At 67.1% G+C, this 14,054-nt stretch carries 14 protein-coding genes; 7 read left to right on the forward strand and 7 right to left on the reverse strand.

Annotation, left to right across the window (positions count from 1 at the left end; all coding sequences use genetic code 11):
* Positions 1-3: 3 nt before the first annotated feature.
* Positions 4-438 (reverse strand): ATP-binding protein, encoded by a 435-nt coding sequence (locus tag HH310_RS24160; protein ID WP_169177918.1) that lies wholly within the window; start codon positions 436-438, stop codon positions 4-6.
* A gap of 185 nt (positions 439-623) precedes the next feature.
* Here HH310_RS24160 and HH310_RS24165 point away from each other — a divergent pair, with 185 nt between their 5' ends.
* Positions 624-1,583 carry a DNA topoisomerase IB gene (locus HH310_RS24165; RefSeq protein ID WP_169177919.1) on the forward strand — a complete coding sequence of 320 codons (960 nt, stop codon included), beginning with the start codon at positions 624-626 and terminating at the stop codon, positions 1,581-1,583.
* A 10-nt stretch (positions 1,584-1,593) separates the two neighbouring features.
* Here the strand turns inward: HH310_RS24165 and HH310_RS24170 are convergent, their stop codons facing one another.
* The gene (locus HH310_RS24170; protein WP_169177920.1) at positions 1,594-1,995 is read right to left on the reverse strand and encodes a cupin domain-containing protein; all 402 of its coding nucleotides are present in this window, start codon (positions 1,993-1,995) and stop codon (positions 1,594-1,596) included.
* Between the two features lie 507 nt (positions 1,996-2,502).
* Between HH310_RS24170 and HH310_RS24175 the strand changes: the two genes are divergently transcribed.
* Both HH310_RS24175 and HH310_RS24180 read left to right on the forward strand, forming a co-directional pair.
* Positions 2,503-3,105, forward strand: coding sequence for a hypothetical protein (locus HH310_RS24175; protein ID WP_169177921.1), 603 nt, complete (start codon positions 2,503-2,505; stop codon positions 3,103-3,105).
* Entirely contained in the window at positions 3,102-4,244 is a 1,143-nt protein-coding gene (locus HH310_RS24180; RefSeq protein ID WP_169177922.1) for an ImmA/IrrE family metallo-endopeptidase, read from the forward strand. Before HH310_RS24175 ends, HH310_RS24180 begins: the two co-directional genes overlap by 4 nt.
* 145 nt (positions 4,245-4,389) lie before the next feature.
* Here HH310_RS24180 and HH310_RS24185 read toward each other — a convergent pair whose 3' ends face one another.
* Both HH310_RS24185 and HH310_RS44905 read right to left on the reverse strand, forming a co-directional pair.
* Positions 4,390-4,620 (reverse strand): hypothetical protein, encoded by a 231-nt coding sequence (locus HH310_RS24185; RefSeq protein WP_169177923.1) that lies wholly within the window; start codon positions 4,618-4,620, stop codon positions 4,390-4,392.
* A 149-nt stretch (positions 4,621-4,769) separates the two neighbouring features.
* Positions 4,770-4,892 carry a hypothetical protein gene (locus HH310_RS44905; protein WP_282438523.1) on the reverse strand — a complete coding sequence of 41 codons (123 nt, stop codon included), beginning with the start codon at positions 4,890-4,892 and terminating at the stop codon, positions 4,770-4,772.
* A 157-nt stretch (positions 4,893-5,049) separates the two neighbouring features.
* On the opposite strand from HH310_RS44905, the gene HH310_RS24190 reads away from it, so the two are divergent.
* The 3 genes from HH310_RS24190 (at position 5,050) to HH310_RS24200 (ending at position 8,318) form a co-directional block, all read left to right on the forward strand.
* Positions 5,050-6,192, forward strand: a complete 1,143-nt coding sequence (locus HH310_RS24190) for an XRE family transcriptional regulator (protein ID WP_312034289.1) — start codon at positions 5,050-5,052, stop codon at positions 6,190-6,192.
* Entirely contained in the window at positions 6,189-6,743 is a 555-nt protein-coding gene (locus HH310_RS24195; protein ID WP_169177924.1) for a nucleotide-binding protein, read from the forward strand. The genes HH310_RS24190 and HH310_RS24195 overlap by 4 nt, the downstream gene beginning before the upstream one ends.
* Positions 6,744-6,932: 189 nt before the next feature.
* Positions 6,933-8,318, forward strand: a complete 1,386-nt coding sequence (locus HH310_RS24200; protein WP_169177925.1) for a mercuric reductase — start codon at positions 6,933-6,935, stop codon at positions 8,316-8,318.
* A 32-nt stretch (positions 8,319-8,350) separates the two neighbouring features.
* Here the strand turns inward: HH310_RS24200 and HH310_RS24205 are convergent, their stop codons facing one another.
* A complete protein-coding gene (locus HH310_RS24205; RefSeq protein WP_169177926.1) occupies positions 8,351-9,817 on the reverse strand; it encodes a methyl-accepting chemotaxis protein in 1,467 nt (488 codons plus the stop codon).
* Between the two features lie 234 nt (positions 9,818-10,051).
* On the opposite strand from HH310_RS24205, the gene HH310_RS24210 reads away from it, so the two are divergent.
* The gene (locus HH310_RS24210) at positions 10,052-11,443 is read left to right on the forward strand and encodes an FAD-binding oxidoreductase (RefSeq protein ID WP_211192559.1); all 1,392 of its coding nucleotides are present in this window, start codon (positions 10,052-10,054) and stop codon (positions 11,441-11,443) included.
* Between the two features lie 51 nt (positions 11,444-11,494).
* Here HH310_RS24210 and HH310_RS24215 read toward each other — a convergent pair whose 3' ends face one another.
* The gene (locus tag HH310_RS24215) at positions 11,495-13,321 is read right to left on the reverse strand and encodes a cell wall metabolism sensor histidine kinase WalK (protein WP_169177928.1); all 1,827 of its coding nucleotides are present in this window, start codon (positions 13,319-13,321) and stop codon (positions 11,495-11,497) included.
* Positions 13,314-14,000: a response regulator transcription factor gene (locus HH310_RS24220; RefSeq protein WP_169177929.1), complete on the reverse strand. Its 687-nt coding sequence runs from the start codon at positions 13,998-14,000 to the stop codon at positions 13,314-13,316. Before HH310_RS24220 ends, HH310_RS24215 begins: the two co-directional genes overlap by 8 nt.
* Positions 14,001-14,054 lie beyond the last annotated feature (54 nt).

The following is a 14,054-nucleotide window of genomic DNA, read 5'->3' on the forward strand; positions in this document are numbered from 1 at the left end:
GAGTCACGCCGCGACGACGGCGATCGCGGCCCACACGTGTTTGCCGTCCTCGGTCGCGTACCAGCCCACATCCTGTGCCAGGCGCTGAGCCAGCGGCAGGCCCAGACCCCCGGCGCCGGCCGGCCGCTGCTCATCGACGCCCGGCTCGCCCACCGGGTCGCGGTCCGCGACGTCGACGATCAGCTGCCCGTCGACCTGCAGCAGCGCCACCACCGCCGGCGGCTGCCCGTGACGCAGCGCGTTGCCCGCGAGCTCGGTCGCCACGATCAGTAGTCGCTCGAGAAGGTCGGTGACGTCCACTGTGGCCGGCAGCGCCCGGGACCGGACCGCGGTTTGCAACGCCGTGCGCAGCGTCCGCAACTGAGGTGGCTGGTCGAGCGTCCATCGCGCGACCTGCTCTGTGGCCCCCGGGGGGTGCCGCTTCCGCCAACCCTTCATGCGCGCGGGACTCTGCCCTCGCGGTACGGCCGCTTCATGTCGATGACCACCTCGGTGTTAGAGCCTAGGCTCCGCACTGCCCGGGGCGCGAGCCTCCCCGCGTCGTCGTCACAGCGGCGGTCAGTTGTTTGCCGGACCGCGGCCGGGGCATCTCGTGGGTCCACCCCCCGATCGAAGGAGCCGCCGTGCGACTGCGGCGCAGTGACCTCGGTAAACCTGGCATCACCCGGCGGCGCTCCGGCAAGGGATTTCGCTATCTCGGGCCGGACGGTGAGCCGGTCCGCGAGCTTGAGCGGATCAAAAGCCTGGTGATCCAGCCGGCCTGGGAGCACGTCTGGATCTCGCCGGATGAGCGTGGGCACATCCAGGCGACCGGCGTCGACGCGGCCGGGCGCAAGCAGTACCTCTATCACCCGGCATGGCGGACCGCGCGCGACGAGAAGAAGTTCGATCACACGCTGCGCGTCGCTGAAAGGCTGCCCGAGGTGCGGGACCGGTTGCGTGCGCATCTGGCCGGGCGCGGGCTGACGCGCTCGCGGGTGCTCGCCGCCATTGTCCGGCTGCTCGACCTGGGCATGTTCCGGGTCGGCGGCGAGCAATACGCGGCCCGCGAGGAGGACCCGTCGTTCGGGCTTTCCACCTTGAGACCGGACCACGTGCGTACGAGGGAAGGTCGTGCGATGGTGGATTTTCCGGGTAAGTCGGGCGTGCGCCATGCGGTGACCGTGGACGACGGCGAGGTGTGCCAGGTGTTGCGTGACCTGCGCCGCCGGCGGCGGGGCGAGGACCGGCTGTTCGCCCACTGGGACGCGTCGGCCCGGGTCTGGCAGGAGGTCCGGGCCGAGTCGATCAACGAGTATCTCCGCGAGATCAGCGGCGAGCAGATGACCGCGAAGGACTTCCGGACATGGCACGGCACGGTCACCGCGGCGGTCGAACTGGCGGAGATCGGTCCGCAGCCGACGAAGGCGAAGCGGAAGAAGGCCGTCGCGCGGGCCATGAAAGAGGTGGCCGAGACGCTGGGCAACACGCCGGCGGTGGCGCGCGCCGCCTACGTGGACCCCCGCGTGCTCGACGAGTACGAAAGGGGCCACGTGGTGGCGAACGGCGACGAGAGCGAGGTCCGCGAACTCCTGCGTGGGTGACGGGTGCGGCTCAGCGGCCGGGGTATTCGTCGGTCACGTGCTCGCCCCACTCGGTTTCCGGGCCCTGTTGGCCCTCGGCGAGGCCTTCCCACATGGCCAGATGGGTCATGAAGTTGTCCGGGGTGGCGCCGTGCCAGTGCCATTCGCCGGCCGGGGTGACGATGGTGTCGCCCGGGCGGATCTCGACGACCTTTTCACCGCGCGACTGCACCAGCCCGAACCCCTCGACCACGTGCAGGGTCTGGCCGTTGGCGTGCCGGTGCCAGGCGCTGTGGGCGCCGGGGGCGAAGTGCACGGCGTTGACCCGCAGCCGCGACGGCGGATTGCCCTGCGCGATGACGTCGTACCAGACGTGGCCGGTGAAGGTCTCGGTCGCTCCGGGAACGGAGGGCTGCTTCTTGCGGATTTCCATGCACCGACGCTACGTCCGCGGCCGCCCGGACAGAGAGGGCCTGTCGTTACCGGTGAGGACCCGCCCATCAAGCGCACATTCTCGCCCACGGCAACCACCGCAACGTGGGGTTTACACGGGCTCGGCCCCCGGAGCAGAAATGACGAGCGCCGCGGTCCGCGCATCCCGCGGATACGGGTGTGCCCCAGCTCGTGGGCCGCCGGGGACTCGAACCCCGAGCCTATGGACTAACCGCGACGCGGTTGGGTCAAGCCTTGCGGGCAGGACATCCTTCGTTTCAGGGTCGGCTGACCTCCTCTCAGGTCGGGTTCGTTGTGGTAATTCGTTGCTGCACTGCTGGCGGACGTGGACCTGTGCAGCGAGCGGCTTTGGGGCAGCCACCTGCGGCCCAGGGAAGCATGGATCGTAGTCGTTGATGTTAGAACGGATGTTCGATAGTTTGTCAGGGCGTCAGGCCGTTCGGCGTGTTGGGTTGGGGGGTGTGAACTTCAATGGCATCTTATGCACATGAGTACCTTCGGGGAGGCCGTGAGCAGTCTCCAACCCATCATCAAGTCGGTGTTCACATCGATGGAGCGCGGGCTCGTCACTGCCGCGGACCAACACGCCAAGGCGAAGTTCCTTCGGATCGACGATCCGTGGTACTACCTGCACACCGTGCGCCGGGTCGCCTGCCAGGAGTTGCGTGACATGGGCCTGCAAGCGACGTTAGACGGTTCACGGTTTGCCTTGCCTCTCTCGGGTGTTCTCGTGATCTTTGGCGGGTACGTTGTCCGCGTGCTGCATGCAGAGGGAGGGGCTACTGGCGTCGAACCCACGATCCCGATCCCTGGCAAGTCAGAAGCAAAGCAGGCGTTCTGGGCGCAGCAACCGTTCGACGGGATGCTCAACAGCCGGAACCTGCTGCTGCTCTGGCAGGACAACGCCGGCACGCTGATCGATCCAATGTTTCTTGTCAGTCCCCGAGGTGGCAATCACCGTCGCGACAGCCTGACTCTGCGTTGGAGTGGCAAGCTCTATCGACGTATGGCGGACATGCGGGCCGCAGACCTGAACGAACTTGAGCCAGATTACACGTATGAACAGTTTGGAGAAGAGGAAGCGGGATGATTTACGGCGAGCGCGTGAAACAGGTGCGGGAACTCCAGCACCTTACTCAGTCTGCGCTCGCCTCTATGATTCCTGAATTGACTCAATACCAGCTTTCTCGGATCGAATCTGGGGCGACTGTACCTAACGCCGAAATGATCGCCATGATTGCTGGATCGCTCGGCGTTACGGTCGAATTCTTTGAGCGTCGTCCGTCACATGATTTTGAGGCAATGTCACCGCAGCTTCGCGCTAGGAGTAGCCGACTCACTCAGGGTGTCAAATCGTCTGCGATGCAGTGGGCGAGACTAGTTCTTGAGGAATACACTCGGCTTCAGGGCTTCGGCAAACCAATTCCTGTGCGTCTAGAGCGATTTCCTTCGGTTCCACCAAGAGATGCTGCGGCTGCCGTACGCCTATTGCTCGGATTCAGTCGCGATTTACCGCTTCCCTATCTGATACTTGCTATTGAGCGGCTCGGCGTTGTCACTCTGGGGCTTCCCTACTCTGCCCAGGCACTCGATGCCTTCTGTGCATGGTACGGCGAGATCCCAGTCATAGCGCTTCTGACTGGCGTTCCAGGTGATCGACTCCGCTGGAGCGTCGCGCATGAGCTAGGACACTTGGTGTTGCATCAGAGAGGCGACAGAGGCAAAGACATCGAAGCTGAAGCCGATGAATTCGCTGCCGAGCTACTCACTCCACAAGTAGCGATCGCCGACGCAATGCCAACCGTTATTACACTCAACAGCTTGACAATGCTCAAGACTCAATGGGGCGTTTCCATCAAAAGCCTTATTCGACGAGCGCGCGAGCTAGGATTTGTCGACCAGGATCGGGCGACAAGCCTTTATAAGCAGGTAAGCGCTCGTGGGTGGAACAAGTCAGAGCCGGGATATGTTCCACGCGAAAAGCCGCGAGCATTTCGAAAGCTAGCTGAGATTGGCTACGGTGCCGGACCCAACGTCGAGGGCCTAGCCAAGGATGCCGCTTGGTCGCAAGAGCTGGCTCTCCAAGTACTTGATGAGCATGCGGCACCCGACGAATTACCAATGGAACCGCAGTCGGCGCCGGCTCCGCAGCATGGCGGCAACGTCGTCGCATTTCGGCGACCGATTCGTAACACCGATCACGGTAGTAGCACTTTTCGCCGCGCTTAAGGTCTAATGTCACCACAAACCGGGACCAACGATGCAGCCGCCAAGATCCGCTCTCGGCGTCTCCTGCATTGAGTTGGCACGGGCATAGCCGCCGAGAGGGGAATCTTGGCTCCACGTACTTTCGGCAACTTGATGCTCCTGGCTATTACAGGGTCTGGTCGCTAAGCCCGTCCGGCATCGACTTCCGCGTCGTGGCGTTCTTTGCACGCTGCTTGCGGGTCGCTCCAGGATCGGTGCGCTGGACATAGTCGATGTGGATACGGTGCTCGTCCTGGCCGACGGCGACGATGACGTATGTGCGGGTCTGGTCGGTGCGGATGACTCGCGCTCTGGCCTGTGTCCAGCAGATCGTCTGGCAGCCGAGCGTCTTGGTCACTAACCACACCGTGTCGCCGGGCACCAGATCGCCGCGGGCGTGTCAGTATGCGCTGATTCGTTCGGCAACCGCGATCGGCACCGCCGCGACGATCGTCCCGTCGGCCCGCAACGCGATCCCGGCCTCACGTACGCCTCGGTTGACCACGCTCATCTCGACCAGTTCGAATCGAATCTGACCGCCTCGCCCGGCTGGACCATGTGGTGCTCGACGGTCAGGGCGGGCCGCCGCTTGGCGTCGCTGGCGGCCCACCCCGCCTCGATCTGCGGCATCTGCGCTCACCGCTCCGCGCTGGTGTCGAACATCAGGTCCAGCTCGCTTTGGATGGTGGCCGCACGCGCCGCTTTGGTCCGGGCTCGGTGGGCCGAATCTGCAGCGTCACAGTCGTCCTGCACGACCTGCGGCTCCTGGTGTGCGATAATCGCACATGTGACGAGCCTCGACGCGCAGACGCTGGGTGGCCGCATCCGAGATGCCCGTAAGCGTGCTGACCTGAGTCAGGAAGATCTGGGACAGTCTGTCGGTTTGGACCGTACTGCCATTAACAAGATCGAGAACGGTACCCGCAAGGTTACCGCGCTCGAACTGTCCGAGATCGGCGCTGCGCTTGGCGTGCGGATGTTCACCTTCTTCGAGGAGCCCGTGCCGGCCCTCGTCGAGCACAGGTCTAGCCAAGGGCTGGATACCGCAGACTCGCAGATCGACGCGCTGCTCGCTAGATTCGCCGATGAAGTTGAGTTCGTTGCCGCGCTTGGCGTGGACGAACTGGGGCTAGACGCAGCCAGCGAGGTTTCACGAGCGGCCGCCAGCCACCCTTCGACAAATGCCGAGGCGGAGGCTCTTGCCTTGACGGCTCGTGGCCTCATGGGCCTTTCTTCGCAAGAGCCGATTCTTCAGCTGTCAGACAGCGTCGGCAAAATCGGCCTCCTGGCTTTTTCCCGGGATGTTGGCAAAGACACCGCCGACGCTGGCACGATCCTGTTGCGGCGAGGGGCTGTTAGTCTCGTCAACAGCCACATGAAGGTCGGCCGTCGGCGACTCGCATTGGCACATGAGGTCGGCCACTACCTGATTTCTGACGCCTACACGGTCGACTGGCGAGTGGCCGAAAATCCTGATCACGCCGTGCCGATGGAATCTCGTCTTGACCGTTTCGCTCGCGCTCTACTCCTGCCAGAAGCTGCGGTTAAGCAGCAATGGCAGGAGGATGTGGACCGACTTGGGGAGCGCAGTACGGCGATCATCTTGGCGAGCAAATTCCGAGTTGACATGGCGACTCTTGCGACCAGGCTCAGAGAGCTGGCTCTAGCCGACAGCGGGACTGTCGCTGCTGTTCGTGATTACCGAACCACTCGCGCAGATCTCGTGGAAATGAACCTGTACGTCCCGCTCGAAGAGCTAGCCGGGACGACGGTTCCACGACTTTTGGCACTCGCGGTACTAAGGCTTGTGCGCGACGAGCGGATTAGTCGAGAGCGTGCACTGGACCTGCTACAAGGTACCTTTGATGAATTGGATCTTCCGTCGATTCGCCCACGCCGTCCCGATGAGATCTGGACCTTCGTGTCGTGACCGTCCCCGAGAGCGCTTTGGTGTTCGACACCGGTCCGTTGCGGCACTTCTCCAACAAAGGGTGGCTGGGAGTACTCCGGTTCGTTGCCGGACAGCGTCCGGTCTACATTCCAGACAGCGTGGAGAGCGAACTAAACGAAGCTACGGAATACGTGTCAGCTACACGTGCGGTGCTCGATGCCGAATGGATCAATAGGCACCGATCGACCGACCTTGACTACATTGAAGCATTCGCCCACTTGGAGAACCGACTTGTTGTCGGCCGCAAGAATAGAGGCGAATGCGGCGTTCTCGCGATGGGGCAGATCTACAAGTGTGAGGTAGTCCTGGACGACGCCGAGCCGAGGACCATCGCGGCGGAGAAGTGTATTCGGGTTACCGCAACCGTACCGCTGCTATGCGAGGCTATTCGCACAAAGCAGCTCACCACAGTCATGGTCGAGGCGTTGGCAGACGATCTCCTCGAAAGTAAGTATTACTTGCCCTTTGGCCGAGGCGGCTTCCGTAGCCACGTCTTGGAAAACGGACTTCTGGACTGGGACGAACTCTAACGACAAGTCGGCCATGCCGCCTACATCGAAGCGATGCGACGCCTCCAGTGTGGCGGGTCGGCGCAGGCCTGAGGTGGCCCGAGAGGGTCTGTCATTACCGCTGTGAGTGGCGACACGTGTACTTGACGGCCGTGTCGACCGAGGTCTACCAGGACAGATAGAGGCTCATCCCGGGCCTGGGGAGACGCCATGTCTGATGAGCGGTACGACGTGATCGTGATTGGGACCAGTCAGGGCGGGCGGTTCCTGCCCGTCGACCTCGCGAAAGCGGGGCGCCGGGTGGCGCTGATCGAGCGTGACCAGCTCGGCGGCGTCTGCGTCAACACGGGGTGTACCCCGACCAAGACGATGGTCGCCAGTGCGCGCATCGCCTACCAGGCACGGCGCGGCGCCGAGTTCGGGGTGCGTACCGGGGCGGTGTCGGTGGATCTGGCCGCGGTGCGGGAGCGGAAACGGTTCATGGTCGCGGGCGCCCGGGCGAACTATGCCAGTCGCCTCGCGCAGGACGGGCTCGACCTGTTCGAAGGCGAGGCGCGCTTCACCGGGCCGAAGACGGTCGGGATCGCGCTGGCGGACGGCGGGACGCGGCAGATCAGTGCGGACGCGGTCGTGATCGACGCGGGGACTCGTGCGCGGCCGCTGGCGATTCCGGGGGCCGACGACGTGCCGGTGCTCTACTCCACTTCGATCATGGAGCTGGACGCCCTGCCGGAGCACCTGATCATTCTCGGCGGCGGGTACATCGCGCTGGAGTTCGCGCAGATGTTCCGGCGCTACGGCAGCGCGGTCACGATCGTCCAGACGCGTGAGCGGGTGATGATGATCGAGGACGAGGACGTCTCCGACGAGGTCGCCGCCATCCTGCGCGACGACGGCATCACGATCCTGACCTCGTCCACCCCGGTGCGGGTCGAGCCGGCCGGGGGAGGCGTACGGCTGGTTGTTCGTACCGAGGACGGCGAACGGCAGCTCGACGGCTCGCACCTGCTGTCGGCGATCGGCCGGGTCCCCAACACCGAAGCGCTCACTCTGGAGGCGGCCGGCATCCGGCTGGACGACCGCGGCTTCATCAAGGTCGACGAACACCTGGAAACCAGTGCCTCCGGCGTGTACGCGATGGGCGACATCAAGGGCGGTCCGGCCTTCACCCATCTCTCCTACGACGACTACCGCATCCTGCGCGCCAACCTGCTCGACCAGGGCCCGGCGAGTACGCGCGACCGGATCGTCCCGTACACGGTGTTCATGGATCCGCAGCTGGGTCGCGCCGGCCTGACCGAGCGCGAGGCCCGGGCCCAGGGACGCGCGATCCGGGTGGCGAAGCTGCCGATGAACGCCGTCATCCGGGCGCTGGAGACCGGGGAGACGCGCGGCTTCATGAAGGCCGTCGTCGACGCGGACACCGGGCAGATCCTGGGATGCGCCGTTCTGGCCAGTGAAGGCGGCGAGATCATGACGATGATCCAGGTGGCGATGCTGGGCAAGCTCACCTACACCGACATGGCCGACGCGATCTTCACGCATCCGCTGTTCGCCGAGGGTCTCACCAGTCTGTTCGCGATGTTCGACGCCTGACCGGGCGCGGGTCAGCGGCGGCCGGGTGCGGGTCAGCGGCGGCCGGTTCCGACCAGCTCGAGCAGGTCGCTGGAGAGCTGGGACAGGTGCGCGGCCGTCTGTTTGGTCTGTGTCGCGTTCGTCTCGGTCTGCCGGGTGACCCGGGCGGTGTCCGCGGCGGCCACGTTGACCTGCTCGACCGCGGTGGTCTGCTGCTTGGTGGACAGCTCGATCTCCCGGGTCGCGTCGTTGGTGGTGGCCACCAGCTCGGCGATGCGCCGGAATGAGCTGGTGGCGTCGTCGAACTGTCGCGCGCCCGCGTCGACGCTCTGGGCGCCGGTCTCGGTGGCGGTGACGGTCATGTTGACCGCGCCGCGCACGTCGTCGATGAGCGTACGGATCTCCTTGGCGGAGTCGGCGGTCCGGTCGGCCAGCTTGCGGATCTCCTCGGCGACCACGGCGAAGCGGCGTCCCCACTCGCCGGCGCCGCTGGCCTCGATGGTCGCGTTGATGGCCAGGATGTTGGTCTGCTCGGCGAGTTCGGCGGCCAGGTCGGCGATGCCGCCGATCTGCTGGGACTTCTTGCCGAGCGCCAGCATGTGCTGCACGATCTGATCGACCTGGGTACGGATGGCGGTGATCGACGTCCGGGTCTGGTTGATCGTGGCGTCGCCGCGCCGGGCGGCGTCGGACGTGTCCTCGGCGATCTTCGAGACCCGCTTCGCGCCGTCCGCGATCTGCCGGGCGGTGATCAGCAATTCGCTGATCGTCATGTTGATCTGATTCATCGAGCTGGCTTGATCCCGGCCGCCGGACGCCAGTTCGGCGGCGGCGGCTTCGAGTTCCGCCGACGAGTTCTGAATGTGGCCGACGGCCGCGCCGATCTGCCGCCGCACGTGCTGGTTGAGGCGCCACGCGATGCCGGCGCCGAACGCGATGGCGACCAGGCCGACGCAGATGATCAGCAGGATGGCCTGGGTCGCGCGGATCGACGAGGCGGTCCGGCTTTTCTCCACGTCGGCGCGGACCTGGCTGGTCAGCCCGGCTATCGCATCTCGCAGGGCGGTGCGGGCGGTGGCGACCGTGGCCTCGTTGAACGCGCCGAGGGCACGCAGGTCCGGGTTCGACAGCCGCCGCGCGATGACCGGTTCAAGTGATCGCGCGTGGCTGGCCTCCGCCGCCAGGACGTTGCCCAGCAGCGTACGGGAGACCGGGTTTTTGAGGGTGGCATGCAGGCGGGTCGTCAGGGCGAGGAAATCGCGCCGGTCGGCGTTGGTCAGGTCCAGGTACGCCTGATCACCGTTGATGAGAAAGAGGCGGTAGTCACTGATGCGGATCTCGGCTTTGGTGTTCAAGGCCTCGGCGGTGACGAGGTCGTCGGCCGCGAGACTGATGGCGTCGTCCTTGGCGTTGCTGACGATCGTCAGGGCCGTCACCGAGGTGGCGCCCATGATGACCGTGAGGGCGATGGTGAGGCCGAAGCCCAACGCGACCTTTTTGCCGAACGTCCGTCTGGCCATGGCATTCAGCGCTCCTCGATGACGTGGGTGGCGCTGCTGGTCCGCCGTCTGCGCCCAGCCGCCTCATGTCACAGGTTAGCGGGCATTAACTCATTAAACGGTCGAGAGCGGTGCAATCCGGGTGGGCGCCGCTCGGTCCGGATTCGAGTGCTTCGTGGCCGGAAGGAGGCGGCAGCGGGTACCGGCTCATCGGCAGCCTTGACGTCGGACATCGCGCGAATGGGGGGAACTGCTGTGGATTCGGGTATCGGCAAGTTCGACGTCGCTGAGCTGCACGGATCGGTCGCCGGACCGGTGCTGCTGCCGGGCGACGAGGGATACGCCGACGAGGTGGCCACGTTCAACCTGAGCAACCCGGTAGTGCCGGCCGTCGCGGTGGGGGTTACCGGCGCCGGAGACGTGCAGGCGGTCGTGCGCTTCGCCGCCCGCCATCACCTGCCGGTGGCCGTGCTGGCCACCGGGCACCAGGCAGTCAAGAACGCGCACGGTGCGATTCTGATCAACACGACACGCATGGACGGCGTACGCGTCGACCCCGCCCGCCGCACCGCGCGAGCCGAGGCGGGGGTCCAGTGGGCCGCGGTGGTGGCCGCCACCGCCAAGTACGGGCTGGCCCCGATGAGCGGTTCCGCCCCGGACGTCAGCGTGGTCGGCTACACCCTCGGCGGCGGGCAGAGCCCGGTGTTCGGCCGCGCCCAGGGCTACGCCGCCGACCACGTCGTTCGCATCGAGGTCGTCACCGCCGACGGCGAGCTGCGGCACGTCGCCCCGGACAGCGAACCGGACCTGTTCTGGGCACTGCTCGGCGGCAAAGGCAACTTCGGCGTGGTGACCGCGATCGAGTTCGAGCTGTTCGAGCTCACCGAGTTCTACGGCGGAGGCCTGCACTTCCCCGGCGAGCAGATGGAGAAGGTCCTGCGGGTCTGGCGCGAGTGGGCGCCCACCCTGCCGGAGGAGGCCAGCACCTCGTTCGCCGTGCTGCGACTGCCCGATCTGCCGGACCTGCCGCCGGCCATGCGCGGCAAGTTCCTGCTGCACGTCCGTTTCTCCTACCTCGGGACCGAGGAGGACGGCGAACTGCTGCTCGCACCCATCCGCGCGGTCACCGCGCCGGTGCTCGACTCGGTGCAGAGCCGCCCGTACACCGAAAGCCCCGTGATCCACCTGGATCCCCCGTCACCCGTCCCCTATTACGAGGGCACCACCACCCTCCGCGAGTTCTCCGCGGAGGTCCTCGACGCGCTCGTCGCGTTCGCCGGCCCCGGATCCGACAATCCCCTTCTCAATGTCGAGATCCGGGCGCTCGGTGGAGCGCTGGACCGCGAGCCCGCGGTCCCGAACGCGGTGCCCTCCCGCGGCATCCCCTTCCTGATGCTGGCCATCGGCGCCGGCGGCCCGGACCGCGCCGCACTCCTGCGTGACTGGCTGGGCCGGATGGAACAGACCTTCGCGCCGTGGGTGTTCGACGACCGCCGCCTGGTGAACACGCTGGGCAAGGACGACGCCACCACGCCGGAACGGCTGCGGCTGGTCTACGGACCGGAACGCTACGACCGGCTGGCCGCCATCAAACGGCGCTACGACCCGGCCAACATGTTCCGGATAAACCACAACATCAAGCCGTAACGGTCGTGTGTGGACACCGCCGCTGTGGCGCGCAAACCGTAGGCGTTTCCGTCAGCGCGGCAGCCGCAGCGTGAACGTCGCGCCGGCGCCCGGTTCGCTGGTCACGGTCGCGGTGCCGCCGTGCGCCTCGATCAGCTTCCGGACGATCGACAGGCCCAGCCCGCTGCCGCCGGTCTGCCGGCTGCGCGACTTCTCGGCACGCCAGAAACGTTCGAAGACCAGCGTCCGCTCCGCGTCCGACAACCCCGGTCCGGTGTCGGCCACATCGATCACTTGCGCTCCTTCCTCGGTACGCGTCGACACCGTGACCCGCCCCCCGGCTGGCGTGTGCCGGATGGCGTTGGTGACGAGGTTGCCCACGGCCTGGCGTAGCCGGATCGGATCGGCGGTGACCAGCGCCGCGGGCGCGTGCACAACGAGCGCGACCCCGGCCCGCCCGGCCGCCCCGGCGAACGCGTCGACGACCGCGGGCAGCAACTCGGCGAGGTTCACCAGCTGCGGGTGCAGGCGCAGCTCACCCGCGTCCGCGGCGGAGAGGTCCTGCAGATCGTCGATCACATGCTGGAGCAGCAGCGCCTCCTCGAGCAGCGACGACATCAACTCCCGGTCGAGCGGCACCACACCGTCCTCGGCCGCCTCCAGCCAGCCCCGGATGTTGGTCACCGGGGTACGCATCTCGTGCGCCACGTCGCCCACCATGGCCCGCCGCAGCTCCTCGACCTGGCGCCGGCGCTCGGCCATGTCGTTGAAAGCGGCCCCCAGCCGGGCGATCTCGTCGCGTCCGGTGACCGCGACCCGGGCCGTGCCGTCGCCGTCGCGCATCCGCCCGGCCGCCGTGGTCAGCGCCCGCAACGGGCGCACCAGGCGCACCCCGACCAGCGTGGTCACCCCGACGGCGACCAGCAGGACCGCAGCGGTGACCGCGATGATCCGGGCGCGGTTGACCGGCGACAGGTCGAAACCGCTCGGCGCGGGTGGCCCCGGTGTGGTCACGAACAGCAGCGCGGCCGACGCGACGAACGGTGCCAGCTGTTCGCGCCGGGACGCGGCCACGCAGTCCGCGACGATCTGGTTACGGCTCGCGCCGGCCCGCACCGACGCCGGATCCGCCCAGACCCAGGAGTGTTCCAGCCCGACGAGCACGGCCGGGACGTCCCGCCGCGCGAGGCAGCCGTTCACCAGTTTGTCCAGCTGGTCGAGAGCCCGCTTCTCGGTGGCGGTCGGCGCGGCCAGGTTGGCCCGGGGGCCGGCGCACGCGACGTCGGTGCTCAGATCGCTGCCCGGTGTCTCGATCCGTGGCCGGCCGCTCGGCTCGTCGACGACCTCCGCGTTGCGTCCCTCGGACAACGGTGCGGCCGGTGCCGCAACCGCCGGTGCCGCGGCCGGCGCCGTGGCGGCCGGTGGTGCGCGCAGGCACCGCACCACCCGGCCGGCGACCTCGTGCAGCCGGGTCCGCTCGGCGGTGGGCAGCCGGAACGGGCCCACCGCGCGGGGATCGATCCGGTCGTCCGACGCGGCCGGCCTCAGGTGCGCGTCCACACTGAGCGGGTCGACCGTCGCGGAGGCCCGGCCGGGCAGCGCGCCGGTGGGCCCGGCGATCGGGGTGCCGGCCCGGTCGGTGAGCGTGACCCGGTGGCCGGTCTCCCGCGACAGCGTGCCGAGCAGCGTGCCGACGCCGGACCAGTCCGGGTGGGTGGCGGCGTAGCCGAGCAGCGCGTCGTAGATCCGGGCGTCGTCGGACAATGCCTGGCCCTGTTCCTGCTGGATCGCGCGGGCCGTGGTCCGGACCGCCAGCCAGGCGGTGGCCGCGACGGAGAGCAGCGAGACGACGGCCGAGACGACGAGCAGCTTGACCAGCAGGCTGCGGGGCTCAGGCATCGGCCAGCTTGTAGCCGATGCCGTAGACGGTCATCAGGCGTACGGGATGCCGGGGGTCTCGCTCGATCTTGCGGCGCAGGTTCATCACGTGCACGTCGACGGTTCGGACCGTCACGTACGAGTCGAAGCCGTGCAGGTGGCGGAGCAGCTGGTCGCGGCTGAAGACCCGGCCCGGTTCGGCGGCCAGCGCCTCGAGCAGGTGGAACTCGCCCGGCGTGCAGATGACCTCGGTGCCGTCGGCGCGCACCTCGTGGCGTACGGGATCGATCTGGAGGTTGCCCACCCGCAGGACCGGATCGTGGGTCTTGGCCGGCGGTTTCGTCCGGCGCAGCAGCGTGCGGACCCGGGCGGCCAGCTCGCGCGGACTGTACGGCTTGGTCAGGTAGTCGTCGGCGCCCAGATCGAGGCCCAGCAGCAGGTCGTCCTCGCTGGTGCGGGCGGTCAGCATGAGCACCGGAAGGTCCGACTCGGTGCGCAGGATGCGGCAGACGTCGAGGCCGTCGACCCGGGGCATCATCACGTCCAGCACCATCAGGTCGGGGGCGCTGCGCCGCACCTCTTCCAGCGCGGCCCGGCCGTCGCCGACCACCGCGACCGCGTGCCCCTCGTGTTCCAGATAGCGCCGCACCAGCTCGGCCTGCTTCGGATCGTCCTCGGCGACCAGCACGTACGCACACACGGCGGCGAGTCTAGGCCGGACCGCGCCCAGCTGATCGGCTCAGCACCGGAGGAC

The sequence above is a fragment of the Actinoplanes sp. TBRC 11911 genome (assembly GCF_012933445.1).
Classification (GTDB): domain Bacteria; phylum Actinomycetota; class Actinomycetes; order Mycobacteriales; family Micromonosporaceae; genus Actinoplanes.